The 17,773-nt window shown below is 56.9% G+C and carries 15 protein-coding genes and 1 tRNA gene; 6 read left to right on the forward strand and 10 right to left on the reverse strand.

Features of this window, described 5'->3' with window-relative positions; genetic code table 11:
* Positions 1–197 precede the first annotated feature (197 nt).
* The 3 genes from pth to psbH form a co-directional block, all read right to left on the reverse strand.
* Positions 198–815, reverse strand: a complete 618-nt coding sequence (pth, locus tag AC0QKW_RS14740) for an aminoacyl-tRNA hydrolase (protein WP_473151833.1) — start codon at positions 813–815, stop codon at positions 198–200.
* A 13-nt stretch (positions 816–828) separates the two neighbouring features.
* Entirely contained in the window at positions 829–1,203 is a 375-nt protein-coding gene (locus tag AC0QKW_RS14745; RefSeq protein WP_473151834.1) for a TatA/E family twin arginine-targeting protein translocase, read from the reverse strand.
* A 178-nt stretch (positions 1,204–1,381) separates the two neighbouring features.
* Positions 1,382–1,585: a photosystem II reaction center phosphoprotein PsbH gene (psbH, locus tag AC0QKW_RS14750; RefSeq protein WP_473151835.1), complete on the reverse strand. Its 204-nt coding sequence runs from the start codon at positions 1,583–1,585 to the stop codon at positions 1,382–1,384.
* Between the two features lie 74 nt (positions 1,586–1,659).
* Between psbH and psbN the strand changes: the two genes are divergently transcribed.
* On the forward strand, positions 1,660–1,791 hold the full coding sequence (gene psbN, locus AC0QKW_RS14755; protein ID WP_040697336.1) for a photosystem II reaction center protein PsbN: 132 nt from the start codon (positions 1,660–1,662) through the stop codon (positions 1,789–1,791).
* Between the two features lie 188 nt (positions 1,792–1,979).
* On the opposite strand, the gene AC0QKW_RS14760 is transcribed toward psbN, so the two are convergent.
* Together AC0QKW_RS14760 and AC0QKW_RS14765 are read right to left on the reverse strand one after the other, a co-directional pair.
* A complete protein-coding gene (locus tag AC0QKW_RS14760; RefSeq protein WP_473151836.1) occupies positions 1,980–3,881 on the reverse strand; it encodes a transketolase C-terminal domain-containing protein in 1,902 nt (633 codons plus the stop codon).
* Positions 3,882–4,080: 199 nt separating this feature from the next.
* Positions 4,081–4,878, reverse strand: a complete 798-nt coding sequence (locus tag AC0QKW_RS14765) for a cyclic nucleotide-binding domain-containing protein (protein ID WP_473151837.1) — start codon at positions 4,876–4,878, stop codon at positions 4,081–4,083.
* Positions 4,879–5,295: 417 nt separating this feature from the next.
* On the opposite strand from AC0QKW_RS14765, the gene AC0QKW_RS14770 reads away from it, so the two are divergent.
* Entirely contained in the window at positions 5,296–7,086 is a 1,791-nt protein-coding gene (locus AC0QKW_RS14770) for an SLC13 family permease (RefSeq protein ID WP_473151873.1), read from the forward strand.
* 12 nt (positions 7,087–7,098) lie between these two features.
* Here AC0QKW_RS14770 and AC0QKW_RS14775 read toward each other — a convergent pair whose 3' ends face one another.
* Both AC0QKW_RS14775 and AC0QKW_RS14780 read right to left on the reverse strand, forming a co-directional pair.
* The gene (locus AC0QKW_RS14775) at positions 7,099–7,650 is read right to left on the reverse strand and encodes a 1,2-dihydroxy-3-keto-5-methylthiopentene dioxygenase (RefSeq protein WP_473151838.1); all 552 of its coding nucleotides are present in this window, start codon (positions 7,648–7,650) and stop codon (positions 7,099–7,101) included.
* A 216-nt stretch (positions 7,651–7,866) separates the two neighbouring features.
* Positions 7,867–9,801, reverse strand: coding sequence for a DUF3352 domain-containing protein (locus AC0QKW_RS14780; protein WP_473151839.1), 1,935 nt, complete (start codon positions 9,799–9,801; stop codon positions 7,867–7,869).
* Positions 9,802–10,209: 408 nt separating this feature from the next.
* On the opposite strand from AC0QKW_RS14780, the gene gltX reads away from it, so the two are divergent.
* Together gltX and ftsH2 are read left to right on the forward strand one after the other, a co-directional pair.
* Positions 10,210–11,649, forward strand: a complete 1,440-nt coding sequence (gltX, locus tag AC0QKW_RS14785) for a glutamate--tRNA ligase (RefSeq protein ID WP_473151840.1) — start codon at positions 10,210–10,212, stop codon at positions 11,647–11,649.
* Between the two features lie 347 nt (positions 11,650–11,996).
* Positions 11,997–13,883: an ATP-dependent zinc metalloprotease FtsH2 gene (ftsH2, locus tag AC0QKW_RS14790; protein WP_473151841.1), complete on the forward strand. Its 1,887-nt coding sequence runs from the start codon at positions 11,997–11,999 to the stop codon at positions 13,881–13,883.
* Positions 13,884–14,263: 380 nt separating this feature from the next.
* Here ftsH2 and AC0QKW_RS14795 read toward each other — a convergent pair.
* Positions 14,264–14,345, reverse strand: a tRNA-Leu gene (locus AC0QKW_RS14795).
* A 199-nt stretch (positions 14,346–14,544) separates the two neighbouring features.
* On the reverse strand, positions 14,545–15,630 hold the full coding sequence (locus tag AC0QKW_RS14800) for a DUF2235 domain-containing protein (protein WP_473151842.1): 1,086 nt from the start codon (positions 15,628–15,630) through the stop codon (positions 14,545–14,547).
* Between the two features lie 219 nt (positions 15,631–15,849).
* Between AC0QKW_RS14800 and AC0QKW_RS14805 the strand changes: the two genes are divergently transcribed.
* On the forward strand, positions 15,850–16,224 hold the full coding sequence (locus AC0QKW_RS14805; protein ID WP_473151843.1) for a YccF domain-containing protein: 375 nt from the start codon (positions 15,850–15,852) through the stop codon (positions 16,222–16,224).
* Positions 16,225–16,418: 194 nt separating this feature from the next.
* Entirely contained in the window at positions 16,419–17,177 is a 759-nt protein-coding gene (locus AC0QKW_RS14810; RefSeq protein WP_473151844.1) for a hypothetical protein, read from the forward strand.
* Here AC0QKW_RS14810 and AC0QKW_RS14815 read toward each other — a convergent pair.
* Complete coding sequence (locus AC0QKW_RS14815; RefSeq protein WP_473151845.1) at positions 17,174–17,761, reverse strand: ribonuclease HII; 588 nt, start codon at positions 17,759–17,761, stop codon at positions 17,174–17,176. The genes AC0QKW_RS14810 and AC0QKW_RS14815 overlap by 4 nt on opposite strands.
* Positions 17,762–17,773: the final 12 nt, after the last annotated feature.

A 17,773-nucleotide genomic window follows, 5' to 3' on the forward strand; every position in this document is an offset into this window, starting at 1 on the left:
CCTGGAGCGGTAGACACCCATGGCGCTAGGTCAGCTCTAGATCGAGATCTAGACACACAGACCTGCGCCCTTCTTTAGATACTACGCATACTAGCAAATTCACGGAGAGACGATGTTTAATTTCTGTCGGCGCTTTACTAAACGTTGACGGGGCCAGCACACAAACGTTGATGCCAATACGCCCTTGAGGTGGGCGGCTAGCGATCGCTGAGGTCTACGCTGTTGTAGAGGCTCATGGCCTTTTCGACGTCGTCAGTCATAGCTTTTTCGATGGTGCGTAGGGCCGTATCCACCACCGCATCCATGGTACTGCGCTCAACCTTGGAGAAATTGCCCAGCACGTGGGAGACTACCGCTTGATCGCCCTGCCGCTGACTGGCCCCAATGCCAATGCGTAGGCGACAAAAGTCTTGGGTACCGAGGTGGGCAATGGCAGACTTCATACCGTTGTGTCCCCCGGCTGACCCAGACAGTCGCAGCCGCAGCCGCCCCACCGGCAAATCCATATCGTCGTAGACAACTAAGACCTGCCTGGGCTCTAGTTTGAGCCAGTCTACTACCGCCCGCATCGACTGTCCTGAGCGATTCATAAAGGTGAGGGGTTTGAGCAGGTAGACCTTTTGTCGCCGGGGGCCAAACCCAGCCCCATACTCACCATTAAACCGCCGCTCGTCTTTAAGGGAGATGGCCCAGGCCTTAGAGAGGCGATCGACCACCTCAAAGCCAATGTTGTGGCGGGTGCCCACGTACTTATCTCCCGGATTGCCCAGCCCTACAATTAGGCAGGGCACCGGGGTAGAGAGTTCTTCAGCCATAGCTCCGTCTGGCCTAGGCGGCAGAGTCAGGCACGCCAGGGACAGCCTCTGCCGGGGTACTGTCGTTGGCCTCGCTAGAAGGGACTGCAGCATCTGTGCCAGAGGTCGCTGCACTGTCAGCCCCAACCTCTGTAGTGGCTTCGGGAGGGGTCAGCACCTTCTGAGTATCGGGTTCGAGGGTAGCCTTCATGGGAGCAGTTACCGCCTTTTCAATCTGCTGGGCTTCTTTCTTAAACTCCTCTTCAAACTCGCGAGAGGCGTCTTGAAAACCCTTGATTGCCTTGCCCATGCTGCGGCCTATCTCTGGTAGCTTCTTAGGGCCAAAAACCAGCAGAGCCAACACTAGGATTAACGCCATCTCTGGCAAACCCACACCAAATACGTTCATCGATCAACCCTCGCCAACACTAACTGCTGCGTGAACTACTGCTGTGCATCAAAAAGCAAAAAGGCTGGGTAGTCAAGGGTCTACGCCAGCCTCAGACGGGCAAATTTTGGATTCTTAGATCCAAATTGTGATGGCAAGCTATTAGAGTCAAACCCACAAGGGCCGATCTACAAAACCCCTAGAGACCCACACTGCGCCAGTCAACATCAAAGCTGTCTAGCACGATGGAAGAATTGTACAGCTGCAAAATAATCAGCAAGAACACGAAGAACAGACCGATGAAAACCGCCATGAGCGGCGTAGTGCCCCAGCCTGGAGCTACTTTGCCATACTCAGAGTTTAGGGGCTTCAACACGTCACCTAACCTAGTCCGTTGTGCCATGGATCCTTCCACAATCAACACTTTATAGTTCGTAATATTATAGGATGGAGAGGTTTCCCATTCTCATAAATCCTATGGAACCTGCAACAGTTCTTATCATCTCAGTTGCGACTGTTTTGGTCGCAGTGACCGGTTACTCAGTATATATGTCTTTTGGCCCCCCGTCTAAGCAGCTAGCCGACCCCTTTGACGACCACGAAGACTAATGGTCTGCCCAGGCTAGAAGCTGGAGTGAGGGTTTTGTAAAACTCGGTTCCTGCTGCCACCCTTGGTCAGCTCACCCTCAAAGGCGGTGGTTGTCTGGGCAGCCCCGCTTTTAACCAATTTTCCACAGCAAAAGAAAAGATCCCAGGGTTCTTAAAGAACCCTGGGATCTGGAGGTTTCGAAGGGGATCTAACCCACCAGTTCCTTCACTTTGGCCATAATGCCATCGGGGTCAATGCCCTGGTGAATAAACTGCTCCCACAGGCCGCCGCTGCCCTCGTGGTGGGTACCAATGTGGGCAAACTTGGGCGTGTAGCCCCGCTCTAGCAGCCAGGAGCCAAAGCGGCTGCCCAAACCGGTCTTGCGGTTAAAGGCCTCGGTCACCAGCACAAAGGGAGCTTTGCCCACCTTGGCCATGGTCTCCTCATCCACCACATTCAAGGTGGCCTTGTTGATCAGGCCCACGTCGATGCCCTGCTGCTTCAGCCGCTCCACGGCATCGAGGGCGCGGTAGAGCGAGTCGCCAAAGGTGACGATGTAACCGGCCGTGCCCTCACGGATCACCTCATCTTTACCGGGGGTAAAGGTGTAGTCGCCGCCAAAGAACTCGTTGCCGTCGGCGTCGAGAATCATCGGCACCTTCGAACGGGTCGAGAAGATGAAGCGCAGACCGGGGTCGTGGAACACCTTCTTGACGCAGGCCTTCATCTGGTTGGGGTCGGCGGGGAAGTAGAGCTTGGTGTCGTAGCCGTCATCGAGGCCGTTGTCGGCAAAGAAGTTGTTGAGGCCGAAGTGGCAGGTGTTGTCGGCCATGTCGTCGATGCCCGAGTGGGAGAAGTGGCACAGCAGGTTGGAGTAGTTCAACCGGGCCATGGTGATCTCAGAAATGCACATCTCTAGGAACGCGGCGAAGGTAGCGAATACGCCCTGCTTGCCCTCGGCCATGCCAAAGCCCGCCGCCGCCGACAGGTTGCCCCGCTCCATAATGCCGCCGCTGATGAAGATCTCGGGGTAGGCCTTGCGAATCTGGGCCAGGCCGCAGGAGCCTTCTAGGTCGCTATCGACCACCAGCACGCTCTCTTTGCGAGCCATTTCATCCATCTCGCCCAGCACTTCGACCATGGCGTCGCCAAACACGTTGCGGTTAGCGCCCACGTTCTTAGACGAGCCCATGAACTCGTAGGTGTTCTTGGGGGTCTCGATGCCTTCGAGAATTTCTACAGCAGCGGTGTGGCCCTTGGCGGTCAGGTAGGCGATCGCCGCCTTCACCGAGATCACATCGTGGCCGTGGGTGCTGCCCTCAATACCCTCGATGCCCACCGCCATCTTGCGCTTGTTGATCACCGCCACCGGGCCGGGGGTGTTGATCGCCTTGCAGATGTTGGCGTAGAGGCCGTCGAGGTCTTCGCCGTCGCCCTCTAGCACCGTCAGGCCGTGGCCCTCTAGGGTTTTCTTGACGCTGTAACCGCCCATGTACTGGGAGGGGTGACCGGCGATCGTCACGTCGTTGTCATCCACCAAAATCTTGACGTTGACGTGGTTCGCCACCGCAAAGCGGGCCGCCTCAGCGTCGTCGCCCTCCTGCTGGGCACCGTCAGAGCCGAGGCAGAAGGCGACTTTGCCGGGGTTGGCCAGGGCCACACCGTTGACGTAGGGCCACATGTGGCCCAACCGCCCGGAGCTAAACTTGACGCCGGGGGTCAGCCCCAGCTCGGGGTGGCCGGGCAGCTTTTCGTTGGCGGCGCGGTACTGCATCAGCTGCTCGGCGGGCATGTCGCCGTTGAGCACCGACATCAGGTATTGGGTAGCCACCCGGTGCCCTGCCTCGTCAAAGAAAATCGGCACGTACTTGTCGCCCGCGCCGCGAAACAGGGCGTCGAGAATCATCACCTCAGGCACGGTGTCGTAGGGGCCGCCGGTGTGACCGCCCACGCCCCGCGCCGCGCCCGTGGCGGTAAAGAACACGATCGCATCCCGACACAGCTGAATGTTGGCCGCCAGAGCGCTGCGCTGCTCGTCGGTGAGGGTGGGGTTAGACGCATCGAGAGAAATTCGCTGATATGCGCCCAGATCAATGGGAAAGCTGGTCATAGAGTTTCGTCCTATAGGCTGGTGAGAGAAAAGCGTGGAACTAGGTGAAGTTTTTCATATAGAGCAAGTCCACTGCTCAAGTTTGGATAGCAAAAATCCACTACCTCCATCATTCAATACTCTGGTAAGGCTGTGAAGGTATTAAGGAGCCGACTATCTCTGACCAGTAAATCCCGTGACGCTCGCAGTCATATTGCCTTTACTTCAGCGGCCACCAGGAAACTTTGTCGCGGGTGGCACCGTAGACTTCTTTGAGCCCCTCGGGGTCGATCACCTTCACCAGGTCATTGGCGGAGTCGGTTAGTCTGTCAGTCTTGATATAGCTGGCCTTGGCTAGCCCCTTGAGCACTTGCTCCACGGTGCGGTGGTTGAGCTGGCAGGCCCGGGCGATCAGGTCGATGGGCAGGTCAAACACGTATTCAATTTTGGTGCCTTGGGGCTGGGCACCCAGGCTACGCTCTTGAAAGATCAGCCCCCGCAGCACCGCCGCTACCGCCTGGGGGGGGTAGGTACTGCAATTGAGCAGGTGGTACTGAAACTTTTCGCGCAGCTCAAACAGCAGGGTGTAGCGATCGCGAAACGTTTCATTTTGATCGTAGAGATCTTGCACCACCTGCACCGGTATCTTGATCACGTTGGTGGTCTTGTAAGCTTCGACCAAACTGGGAAAGGCCCGCGTCGCTGCACCCACGCCCACAGGCAAACTGCGCATGCCAAAGCAGCCGCCGGGGTAGGTCATGGCAATTACCCGGTCGAGGGGGGTGCTGTGCATAATGACCGGGCCGCCATCGACAACAACATATAGATGTTCTTGCCAGGTGTGGGGCCGAAAAGCGGTGTACACCGGGCGATTGGAGTAGAGTTTCTCGTGCACCAGCAAATCGGGATCGAGGTCGCACAGCAGCGGGTCTTGCCCTAGCCCACGGAACAAAAAGCTTTGGGTCGTCAACGTCTCAATTGTTTTGGAAGTCAAACTGGGGCTTTTTGCCTTTGCCATGGGGTGTTGTCGATGCCGGACGGTTCTATTCTCCCTCGAAACTGCGGTGCTTGCCCAAAATGGCGTGAACTTAGGAGATTTTTGGGAGAGAAGATAGCCCCATTTAGGGTCGCAGAGCCTGCGGCGTCGGGAGGCCACAAAAATCTCCGGTATTCTTGCTGCCAGTATTGGACTTAGCGGGTTGGTTGGTGGTGATGTGGCTAGAGAAGATCACTCCCTCTCAGGCATAATTGCATCAGTCAAAGATCAGCCTAATCGAAGTTCAGTCGAAATATATCTGAAATGCAAGACGAACGGTTTTCGAGTCAAGATCGGTCTGACGTTGGTCTGGTGGTGTCTCCTCCCCGCAATCGGTTTAGCGGTCTTGGGCTAGGGCTGATCGGGCTGGCTATTACCAGTCTTGGTATCGGTGTGGCGATGGCCCTCTCCGCCAGTCAACTGGGCTGGCCAGGGTGGCTGGCGATCGCCGTTACCCTGGCCGCGTTTTTGTGCAACGCCCTCACCAGTTTGGCCGCAGAGGCCATCTTCCTGGGGGCGCTGGCGGTGCTAATGCTGAGTGGTGTGCTAGATACCTCAACGGCGCTAGCAGGCTTTAGCAACCCTGGCATGGTTACCGTGGCGGTGCTCTATGTGGTGGTGGCGGGGCTGCAACAGACGGGCGGGCTAGATGTGGTGTCGCGCACGGTGTTGGGTATGCCCAAGGGGCAAACTCAGGCCTTGATTCGGCTGATTGTACCGGTGGTGAGCCTGAGCGCCTTTTTAAACAACACGCCGATTGTGGCAATGTTTATTCCGGCGGTGGGCGACTGGTGCCGCAAGCTGCGGATCAGCCCTTCGAAGCTGATGATACCCCTCAGCTATGCGGCGATTATGGGGGGCATGTGCACTCTAATTGGCACCAGTACTAACCTGGTGGTGAATGGCCTGCTGATCGCCGAGACTGATCTGCCGGGGCTGCGAATGTTTGACCTGTTGCCGGTGGGGGTGCCCTGTGCCGTGGCCGGTAGCCTGATGCTGATTTTGGCCCAGCGGTGGCTGCTGCCCACCCGCAAACCCGCCATCACCGAAACCGACGACCCCCGCGAGTACACGGTCGAAATGGTGGTAGAAGACCACAGCCCCCTGGCGGGGAAAACCGTGGAGCAGGCCGGGCTGCGGCATCTGCCGGGGCTATACCTAACCGAAATTCAGCGGGGTGAGCAGTTGTTGACAGTGGTGACGCCCCAGGAGGTGCTGCGCGATCGCGACCAGCTGGTGTTTGTGGGCATGGTTGATTCAATCGTAGATCTCAACCAAATTCGCGGGTTGCAACCGGCTACCGACCAGGTATTTAAGCTCGACTCGCCTCGCTCCGAGCGATCGCTGCTCGAAGCCGTAGTGTCTAACACCTGCCCTCTGGTAGGGGTGACCATTCGCCAGGGCCAGTTTCGCAGCCGCTACGGCGCGGTGGTGCTGGCCGTAGGTCGCAACGGCGAGCGTCTACCCGGCAAAATTGGCGATATTCGCCTGCGTCCTGGCGACACCCTGCTGCTAGAGGCCAACCCGTCCTTCCTCGAAGAGCGCCGCGCCTCCCGCGATTTTTACCTGGTTAGCCCCATTCCTAACTCTGACCCGCTGCGCCACGACAAGGCTGCGATCGCCTTTGGCATTTTGGGGCTGATGGTGGCCCTGGCCACCTTCGGCTGGATGGACATGCTCCATGCTGCTTCCCTGGCGGCAGTGCTGATGGTCGTCACCGGGTGCTGCTCGTTTCAGCAAGGGTTTCGGGCGATCGACTGGTCGGTGCTGCTGGTGGTAGCGGCGGCTCTGGCGTTGGGCAAAGCCCTAGAGGTCACCGGTGCCGCCGAAGCTTTCTCGCTGTCGGTGTTGGGGTTAGCGGGCAACAACCCCTGGACAGCCCTAGCCGTCATCTATGCCATCACCACCCTGCTGACGGAGGTGATCACCAACAATGCGGCGGCGGCGGTGGTGTTTCCCATTGCCCTGTCGCTATCCCAGAGCCTGGGGGTGAGCTTTATCCCCTTTGCGGTGGCGATCATGATTGGGGCTTCGGCCAGCTTTAGCACACCCATTGGGTACCAGACCAACCTCATGGTCTATGGCCCCGGCGGCTACAAGTTCACCGACTTCATGCGGGTGGGCATTCCATTCAACCTGATGTTTTGGGGGCTAACGGTGCTGATCACACCTCGGGTTTTTCCGTTTTAGAGGGCATTGCCGCTACGCCGCCACTGGCCTCACTCGAATGTCTCTGCCCGTATACTCTGGCACCCAGCCTTCGGTGCCGATGAAGTAGCGCACAGCTTTGATGCGGCGGCGGTTGGTGAGTACAAACCAGTGCTCGGTACCAGCGGGCACGTTGATGTATTCTCCGGGTTCGACGGTTAGCTCTACCTGGGTTTCATCGGGCAGCACAAAGCCGAAGACGCCTTCGCCATCGATGATGTAGCGAATTTCGTCGTCGGCGTGGGTGTGGACTTTGTCAAACTTGGCCAGCATGGCATCGAGGTTGGGCACCTGGGGGTTCAGCACGATCAGGTCGCGATTTTGGTAGCCGTCGGTTTTTTGTAGCCGCTGGAAGTAATGGTCTAGGGCCGTGAGGACGGTCTCTTTTTCGACGTCGTCTAGGCTGGCTTGGGCCAGGAGCGATCGCAGCTCGGCATTTTCTCCAATTGGCCAATGGTGCAGCTGAATATTCAGCGGTGCCAGAGTAGCGGCAATGCTGGGCAGGTCGGTGATGGTGAGGCCGTTTTCGAGACGAATTTTTGCCATGGTTTAGGAGAGGGGGGAGAGAGTTATTGCAGAGGGCAGAGACATACAGAATAGCTCAGGGGCTTAGCGCTGAGTAGGAATAGGCTGGCGGCTGACTAGGGGATCAGGGGTAGCCATCGGCCCAGAGGTGAGGCCATTTCGCCAGGAGCTTTGGGGCGATCGCCAGCCCCTGCCAGGTTTAGCGAGAGTGCCCTCCTAGGGCCAGAGCACCCGTCTCTAGTCGCGGCGGCGAGCCAGGCCGAGCTGACTGTACACCTCAAGATAGCGAGGGGTTTGGGCGGTGGTAGCGCTGAGGGTGCGAATGCTACCCAGGGCGGGTTTGATCGGTTCTATGAAGGGACTATCGTGGAGGTCAAAAACCTGGTAGGCCAGCGATAGGGTGGCTCCGACATTGAGATAAAAGTAGCCATTGTTGGGCTGGGGTAGGGGTGCGATGGCACTGCGAAATCCAGCAAACTGCTCCAGTGGGTTGTGGGGCGAGGGGGCCATGAGGCGGCCCATCGGACCGAGGCCAGAGGCGAGGGCGAGGGTGTTATCGGTGACCCAGCCATAGCTGAGTAGGGCAAACCCAGGGGTAGTTAATTCGCCATTCCCAGCTGCGATCGCAGAGGGAGCCTGAAACCCTAGAGCGGTGACGGGCTGCTGGTTGACTGTAGTAGGTGTGGGGGTCAGGTCAAGGCCAGGGGCAAGGGCTTCGAGGGCGACCAGGGTATTGACCGCAGCGGGGCGATCGCTCGTCTGTAGCAGCACCCCTAGCCCCAGGTGCAGGTCGGGAGAAAGGGTTTGAAAGGGGCTGTTTGTGGCAGGGAAGGCCGCAAAAGCGACTTCGCCATCCATCCAGCCCAACAGATCGCGATCGAGGTCGAGGCCCGTTGCTAGGGTAAAGAGCGATCGCGCCGTGGCCAGCCCCTCGCTGGTAAACTCGCTGGCCGACTCCAGCAATTGGCTCAGCCCCTGCCACATCCCCGCCAGGTTGCGACCGCTAATCATCAAAAACGTAGAGGCGGGCAGCAGTTGGAGCAGGCTGTCGGCCTCGGGCCCGGCGGCGGTCAGGCCAAACGTAAAGGGGGCCAGGTCGTAGTAGTAGCGCCCCCGCGCCTGTATGCCCGTAGCGGAAGGATAGATCAGTCCTTCTATGGTGCCGCCAAAGTTATACGCCCGCAGCTTTTGAATAGTCTCAGGGTCAAAACTGGGGGTAAGCAGCAGGTCTACCTCGGGCAGGCCCATGGTGGGGTCAAAGTTCAGCAGTTCTAGGGCGTTGCCGTAGACCGCGAGCAAAGCCGAGCTTTGCTCGCGATTGGTCAGCGTGCGGCGAAACTCACCACTGTCGGCCAAAGAGGTTTCATTCTGCTGGCGCAGGGTCAGGTACTGCTCGATCGCCCCTGGGGTTTCGGCGGCAATCACGGCGTCAGGGAGAAAGGCGATCGCCAGCCCCCCCGGCCCAAACTCTGGCCCTGGCATAGGAATATTCAGCTCAAACTGTTCAGGGTCTGTGTGGAAAGACCGCACCGCTAGGGGCAACCCCAACCCGCCGCCAAAGCGCAGAGCCTGGGGCGCTGAGTAGCGGAGTGCCCGAGACTGTAGATCGCCGTAACATTGCTCTGGCTCAACCTCACAGTCGATCCAGTCATCGTCGTCATCCCAGTCTGGTTCCCCGTTTTCATCCCAGTCGTCCCAGCTGCCGTAGTCGGGGGCAGACCACAGGTAGATGTCAGTGCCCAGCGCATTGACCACCTCCTCAGCCTCACCCTGGAGGTCAAACACCGTTGCCTGAAAACTGGCCAATCCAGCGCGATCGCGAGCAGGAATCACCATCACCAAATGGTCACTAAAGGAGGCCAGGGCACCGGGATCGGCGGGCAACAAGGCCAACACCACTGTGTCCTCCACCCAGGGGGCAATATCAGCAGCAAAGTCAATGCCGTAGGGTATGTAGGGTAGCCCTGGTAGGCCGGGCAGAATGCCTTGATCGGTTTCGAGCCACTTAAAAAGCTGAAACTGGCTGAGTTGGCCCCAGGTGTCGGCGGTGGTATCAAAGAGCATCACCAGGGGCGCGTTTTCAGGCAGGTGGTGCCATCCTTCAAGGTCATTGGCGTGGGTTGAGGAGGCATGGGTTAGGGGCGCGGTCAGGCTGAGCCCAGCTCCCAACAAGCCAAAGGTGAGCCTACGTTTCCAAGTTCGCTGTTGCTGTTGACTGCCACTGCCCATAAGTCATCCGTACTCCAAAATTCTTCTCTATCAATACCTGAGCCCTGAGGCTAAATTCGTAAAGATGCAGGATTTTGTTTACGTTTGCATGACCTCAGCTTTGACTGTGGCCTCGGCGGCAGAGCTAACCGCGGGCCAGGCTGAGCCATCAGGAACAGCGTCCCCCTGTGGCCCTCCTGTGGCATAGATGGTGCCAGCCGCAGTGTAGTACCACCAACCCAGCCGTTCACCCACCTTTATCCCCTCACTGGAGGGGATAAAAAGTCTGCCATGCCAAGAATTTTCAGATCTCGAACTCGCCCCTCTAAAATAGAGAACTGTCCCATTTGCCGAGAGTGCAGGAACCCCCCCATGACCGTTCGCGTTCGCATTGCCCCCAGCCCCACCGGGAATCTGCACATTGGTACCGCCCGCACCGCCGTATTCAACTGGCTATTTGCCCGCAATCAGGGCGGCCAGTTTATTCTCCGCATCGAAGACACCGACGAAGAGCGATCCAAACCCGAATTCACCGACAACATTCTCTCTGGCCTCCAGTGGCTGGGTATGGATTGGGATGAGGGGCCATTCTTCCAGTCCCAGCGGCTCGACCTCTACCGCCAGGCTATTCAAACCCTGCTAGATGCGGGCTTAGCCTACCGTGCCTATGACACCCCCGCCGAGCTTGACGCCATGCGCGAGGCCCAAAAGGCCAAAGGACAAGCTCCCCGCTACGACAACCGCCACCGCGACCTCACCCCCGAGCAGCAGGTCGCCTATGAGGCCGAGGGCCGCCCCGCCGTCATCCGATTCAAAATCGACGACAGCCGCACCATCACCTGGACAGACCTAGTGCGCGGCCCCGTCACCTGGCAGGCCAGCGACCTGGGCGGCGATATGGTGGTGGCCCGTGCCTCTTCCGCCAGCACCATTGGTCAGCCCCTCTACAACCTGGCCGTGGTCGTGGACGACATCGACATGGCGATCACCCACGTGATTCGTGGCGAAGACCACATCGCCAACACGGCCAAGCAGATTTTGCTCTACGAAGCCCTGGGCTCTGTCGTGCCGGCCTTCGCCCACACGCCGCTAATTTTGAATCAAACGGGGCAGAAGCTCTCTAAGCGCGACGGCGTCACCTCCATTTCTGACTTTCAGAAGATGGGCTTTGTCGCCCCGGCCCTGGCCAACTATATGACCCTGTTGGGCTGGTCGGCCCCCGACGCCGCCGAGCAGTTCACGCTAGAAGCAGCGGCTAAACAGTTCAGCTTCGATCGCGTCAACAAAGCCGGAGCCAAGTTTGACTGGGATAAGCTCGACTGGCTCAACAGCCAGTACCTCCACGCGATGGAGCCTGTCGCCCTACTGGAGCTAGCCCAGCCCTACCTAGAGGACGCGGGGTACCCTTTAACAGATGCCGACCAAAGCTGGCTGCTGCCCCTGATTGCGATGCTTGGCCCCAGCCTCACCCGCCTGACGGACGTAGTCGAGCAGAGCCGTTTCTTCTTTACCGAAACCGTGCCCTTTGCCGACGATGCCAAGACCCAGGTGCAGCTCGATGGCGTGGCAGCTGTGCTCGACAGCATCCTGGCCGGACTCACCGAAAAATCTCCCGCCACCATCGACGACCTGAAGACTTTGGTGGATGACGTCACCAAAGCCCAGGGTGTAAAGAAAGGTCTGGTGATGAAATCGATGCGAGCGGCGCTGATGGGTGCCCTGCAAGGCCCAGACCTGATGGAGTCGTGGCTGATTTTGCGCCAGCGCGGGTTTGATGTAGCGCGGCTCAAGGCGGCCCTAGCGCTAGCCTAGGGATCGATAGCCGCGTCTAGGGTTAGGTATCTAGTGCAGAGCCCTGACCCGACGCGGCCCAATGCCCCACGAGCTGCATTGATCACATCTCTAGCCCCTCAAGAAGCGATAGACTGACGTTAATTCTTAGAGACAGGAACATTTCTTGGGCCTGTGTGATCTAGATTCGCCGATTACGTTACATTAAGTAAAGATTCGTCTCATATTTATTTTCCCAGGGGGCATGTTGCTCTGCGGTGCCCGGCAGGCTTAGGTTTCTAGGCATTTCAAGGGTAGGTTCAAGCCCCATCAACACCCGTTAACAGCACACCCGTTAACACCTTGCACGTTAAGAAGAGGCCATTGGTATGAAATTTTCCTGGCGAGTAGCCTTGTTGTGGACCCTGCCGCTGCTGGTAGTGGGGTTCTTTTTGTGGCAGGGGGCGTTTTCGTCGGCCCCTGCTGACATGGGTCGGAATGCGGCCAATACCCGCCTCACCTATGGGCGCTTTCTTGACTACCTCGATGCTGGTCGGGTGACAGCGGTTGACCTCTACGATGGTGGCCGCACTGCTATTGTCGAAGCGGTTGACCCTGATCTCGACAACCGGGTGATGCGCTGGCGGGTAGACCTGCCGGGCAACTCCCCCGACCTAGTCAGCCGTCTACGCACCGCTAACATCAGCCTCGACTCCCACCCTCCGCGCAGCGATGGCGCTCTGATCGGTGCCCTGGGCAATTTGCTCTTCCCCATTTTGTTGATTGGGGGCCTGTTCTTTTTGTTTCGCCGCTCCAGTGGTGGCATGGGCGGCCCTGGTCAGGCAATGAACTTTGGCAAGTCAAAGGCTCGTTTCATGATGGAAGCGAAGACCGGCGTCATGTTTGACGATGTGGCCGGTATTGACGAAGCCAAGGAAGAGTTGGAAGAAGTGGTCACCTTTTTGAAGAAGCCTGAGCGCTTTACCGCCATTGGTGCCCGCATTCCCAAGGGGGTGTTGCTAGTTGGCCCTCCCGGTACTGGCAAAACTCTGCTGGCTAAGGCGATCGCAGGAGAAGCAGGCGTACCCTTCTTCAGCATCTCTGGCTCTGAGTTTGTAGAAATGTTTGTAGGTGTGGGCGCGTCCCGCGTTCGCGACCTGTTCAAGAAGGCTAAAGAAAACGCTCCCTGTATCATCTTTATCGATGAGATTGACGCCGTGGGTCGTCAGCGGGGCGCAGGTATCGGCGGCGGCAACGATGAGCGCGAACAAACCCTCAACCAGCTGCTCACCGAAATGGATGGGTTTGAGGGCAACACCGGCATCATTATCATTGCTGCCACCAACCGGGTAGACGTACTCGACTCAGCCCTGCTGCGGCCCGGTCGCTTTGACCGTCAGGTGATGGTTGACCCGCCCGATGTTAAGGGTCGAGTAGAAATTCTCGAAGTCCACGCCCGCAACAAAAAGCTGGCTGAAGATATTTCATTGGATGCGATCGCCCGCCGCACCCCCGGCTTTACCGGCGCTGATCTGGCCAACCTGCTAAACGAGGCCGCCATTCTCACCGCCCGCCGCCGCAAAGACGCCATCACCATGGGTGAGATCGACGACGCCGTCGATCGCGTTATCGCTGGTATGGAGGGAACCCCTCTGGTGGATAGCAAGAGCAAGCGGTTGATTGCTTACCACGAGATCGGCCATGCGATTATTGGCACCTTGGTCAAAGACCACGACCCAGTGCAAAAGGTCACTTTGATTCCTCGCGGTCAGGCCCAGGGCTTGACCTGGTTTACCCCCAGCGAAGAGCAGATGTTGATTTCTCGCTCTCAGCTGCTGGCCCGCATTACCGGTGCTCTGGGCGGCCGCGCCGCTGAGGACGTGATCTTTGGTGATGCCGAAGTTACCACCGGGGCTGGCAACGACCTTCAGCAGGTCAGCGGCATGGCTCGCCAAATGGTGACCCGATTCGGCATGTCTGACCTTGGCCCCCTGTCACTAGAAAGCTCCCAGGGTGAGGTTTTTCTAGGCCGCGACTGGCTCTCTCGCTCAGAGTACTCTGAGGAGGTTTCCTCTAAGATTGACGGCCAGGTGCGGGTAATTGTTGACAGCTGCTACAGCAATGCCAAGCGCATCATGGAAGAAAATCGCGCCCTGATCGATCGCCTAGTCGATCTGCTGGTAGAGCGCGAGACCATCGACGGTGACGAGTTTCGCCAAATTGTCTCGGAATACACTGTGGTACCCGACAAGCAGCAGTTTGTGCCCCAGCTGTAAGTCTTGACTAACTCAAAGGAAAAAGGCTCGTTCTAGCGGACGAGCCTTTTTTTCTAAGGATTTATCCTAGTGCAGCGTCAAAACTAAGACTTATACCAATACCTGGCCCCTTGCTCTTCAGGGTCATTCTCCGGCAGGTTTGGCTCTGGACGTGGCTGTATCGTCATGCCCCTTATGCTACAAACTTTTGCCTCATGCGCAATAGGTCAGCTTTGTTGCGGTGACTAATTACGCAGGATTTACGCTGAAACGTCTATGACATTTGCCTATTAAGGCACCTAATGGGCTGAATTTGCTCACGAACCATCATCAACCCTCTCTAAACACGAAAGTGGAGTTGTTTTTACAAAACAACTCCACTTTCGTGTTTATCTTGAGTATGCGGATGAAAGGACTTGAACCTTCACGTCCGAAAACACTAGAACCTAAATCTAGCGCGTCTACCAATTCCGCCACATCCGCGTTCAGTCATATAGCATAGCAAACAACTGCAGACTGTGGGCATATCTCAGCGAAGTCTTTTTTGCCTTGGCCATGGGTAGTCTAGGCCTTGCAGTAAGGCGAGTTATGGAAAGAAGTTTCCTCAAATGGTGCGCAGTGTCTACCCTACAGCGGTTATGGTCGCTGGATTAAAGCTGTTACCGTCCTTCCTAGAGATTTCCTAGGTCACGGTGTAATTGCTGAGCTGGGCCTTTAGTGCTGGGGGCAGGTGGGTGGGCCGATAGTTTATAGCCGAAGCGTGCCAGCGCCTATAAACGCTTTGATGTAAGAGAGCATCCTCAGGTATGACACGGGGAGTTGCCCCCGTCAACCGAAACAGGAGAGAGCCCTGGGCTGGTGAAATAGGAATCTCGGGATCGGGGTAAATGACCAGTCGGTTGGCCGCCCGGTTTACCCTGGCAGAGTCAGTTTCTACGTTGCTGAGGTTAAACCGCAGTCCTAAGTTAAGGGTGTTTTGAATGGTGTCAATCATCCACAGCAGCGCCCCATCGGCAAGGGCGGCGGTGTCAAGGTTGCCGCCGCCTACCGCCCCATGGTCGCCTGGAAACCACACTTGGTGAAGGGTTTGGCCAGCCTCAATATTATTCTCGCTCTGCTCCATGGGAGTGTAATCAAATACCTTGTGGTCTTCGTCAATGGCCACAGCGTGAAGGGCATGCTCAATGATGTTACTGAGTCGACAGTCGTGAAATTCGTATTTTTTGTTGAGAAATCGACTCAGCATCGGCACAGTGCGGGGGATACCCAGTGCCCCCACTGTATCCCAGCAGCCCAGAAGGGTGACTTTGGCGGGGCGCACAGCAGCGCTAAGGGCTTTCATCTCCCGCTCTTTGTGAGCCAGATCGTAGTTGGCACGATAGATTGCGTAGGCATCGGGCACTTTTTCTACTTCTTCTCGGGGAAGTAGCCCACCGGCAACTCGCATGAGCCCGGCTAGGCTGCGCACCGTATAGGCACCTCGGCTAAACCCAAACAGATAGATTTCGTCTCCCAGTTCATAGTTGAAGCAGAGAAAGTCGTAGGCGGTTTTAATTTCTTGATCGATGCCCCAACCAAAGGCACCGCCCCCAATGCGGTCAAGCCACTCTTGGCCAGATCCAATACCTTGGTTATAGCGAACGGTCTGGGGTTTGCCTTCGACGGGGTCATTGGGCAAAATTGTTTCTGCCAGTTTGAGCACGTTGGTGGGGACGGGTTGATCGGCTTGCTGCCAGGTGCCATCACAACAGACAACCAAACGCTTCATGACAATTGCTCCGATGGGGATATTAAAACCGGCTGAGGGGATATGCTTGCACCTCAGCCCCTAAAATACGTCACCGGCACCGATTTTCGGTCATTTTGCTAAGAAACATAAATGGTGGTATCTTACGCTGCAAACCAGGGCAGAAAACCCCTAATTTAGAATTATCTGATCTAGGCTGAATCTACTCAACCCAGTGGAAGACCCTAAAGGAAGGCAAAAATGAGCTTGCTAGGCAATATTATCTGGCTAATTTTTGGTGGTTTTTTAACTGGCGCGGGCTACATTTTGGGCGGGTTGGTGCTGTGCCTAACTATTGTTGGGATACCCTTTGGGGTGCAGGCGATTAAGCTGGGCACTGCTACTATGACTCCCTTTGGGCGAAAGCTGGTGGAAGACAATCACCCCAACAGCATGCTCAAGATTATTTTGAATGTGGCATGGCTATTTTTCTTTGGCTGGGAAATTGCGCTTGTGCATTTATTCCATGCGGTGCTGCTGGCTATCACCATTATTGGTTTACCCTTTGCTAAGCAGCACATTAAGCTGGTGCCGCTGGCACTTTTCCCGTTCGGCAGAAGCCTGGAGCAGATATGATTTATTTCCTAGGACATCTTTTCAGGCGTCCGGAATCTTTTTAAAAATTGCCCTGAAACTTCGCACTGTGAAGTCGTAGCTAAGACTTTTGGGTCGTTTTTGGCAATTCGGTAAAAGTGTTTTTCGTGAACATTGAATATCTCTGCTCCCTCCCATGATTGACCCATGACTTGGTTCACCATTGGGGTAATTCAATGCACGATCTACAGCAATTTTCAAAAGCTGATATGTGTCAGTGTGCGGTGACGCTGCGCAATATGGAGGAGCGATCGCCTGCCATGGAAGAGACTGCCAATCGGGTAGTGCGCTACCTTTACAACAATTTTGTCGATCCGCGCACTGGTCAGTCGGCGTGTGCACTGGTGCGATTTTTCAAAACTCATCCCTTTGGCTTTTTGCCGCCCGACGTGCAGGAGACCACCCGAGCCATTCTTCAAGGACAGTACGTTCCTTCTGCCACCAAGTGCCTGACCTTGCTGGCTACGGCGGGCAATGAGCCTCAGTGGAACGATCGCCATAGTTCGGCGGGCCACCAGGGCATTCCCCTGATGGATCAAGACTTTGTTAGCCGGGCACCCATGATCTTGCAGCTAATTCAGCAGTTTGGTCTAGAGGTGAGCAAGGTCATTGAAACGGTGCCAACGCTGATCACCGATGCGCCCCACAAGTCGTTTAATGTGTTTTACGTGCCCAGGGCGATGGGTAGCCCTTACATTCCGGCCCAGAGGGAGTTTGTTCAGCCCTACGGAGTGCAGTCGGTACTGGGCTTTGGAGGTATGACACCGGCCAACGAGCTGTTTGCCGTGATTTTGTTTAGCAAGGTGCCTATTCCTCGAGAAACGGCCGATCGCTTTCGGTGGCTGTCGGCCTACGTGCGGATCGCCATTGAGGGTTATGACCGAGCCACAACCTTCACTGAGCAGACTTTGGCCCCCACTTCGGCCCTGCGCTAGCTACAGCCCTTAAAGCTGCGCCGATGTTGGGGAGTTGGTCCTAAGGTTTGCAGCGCAAAGCGGTGGGCAGCGCTGCCATAGCCTTTGTTGCGGGCTAGGTGATAGCCAGGGTAGCGACGATCGAGCCGGATGAGCAGGCGATCGCGCCATACCTTGGCCAAAATACTGGCGGCGGCGATCTCGGTGTGCAGGCGATCGCCTTGAACTACTGTCCGTTGAGCGATGGCCAGGTTGGGAATAGGCTGGTTGCCGTCAATCAGACAGAGATCGGGCACGATCGCCAGACGGTGTACGGCTCGCTGCATAGCCAGCAAGCTGGCATGCAGAATGTTGAGCCGATCAATATCGTGTACTGTTCCTAGGCCAAGGGCGTAGTCTGTGGCTAAGGCTTGAATAGGTGCGATGAGCTGCTGGCGTCGAACCTCGGTGAGGCGTTTGCTGTCGGTGACTCCCATGGCCTCAAGCCGTTGACAAGCCTGGGGAGACAGCAAGACTGCGGCGGCCACCACCGGGCCAAACAGACAGCCGCGGCCCACTTCATCAACTCCGGCAATTTTAGGGGCCGGGCTAGGTTCAGGCTGCACCACCAAGGCTCC

Source organism: Pseudanabaena sp. PCC 9330 (genome assembly GCF_055795045.1).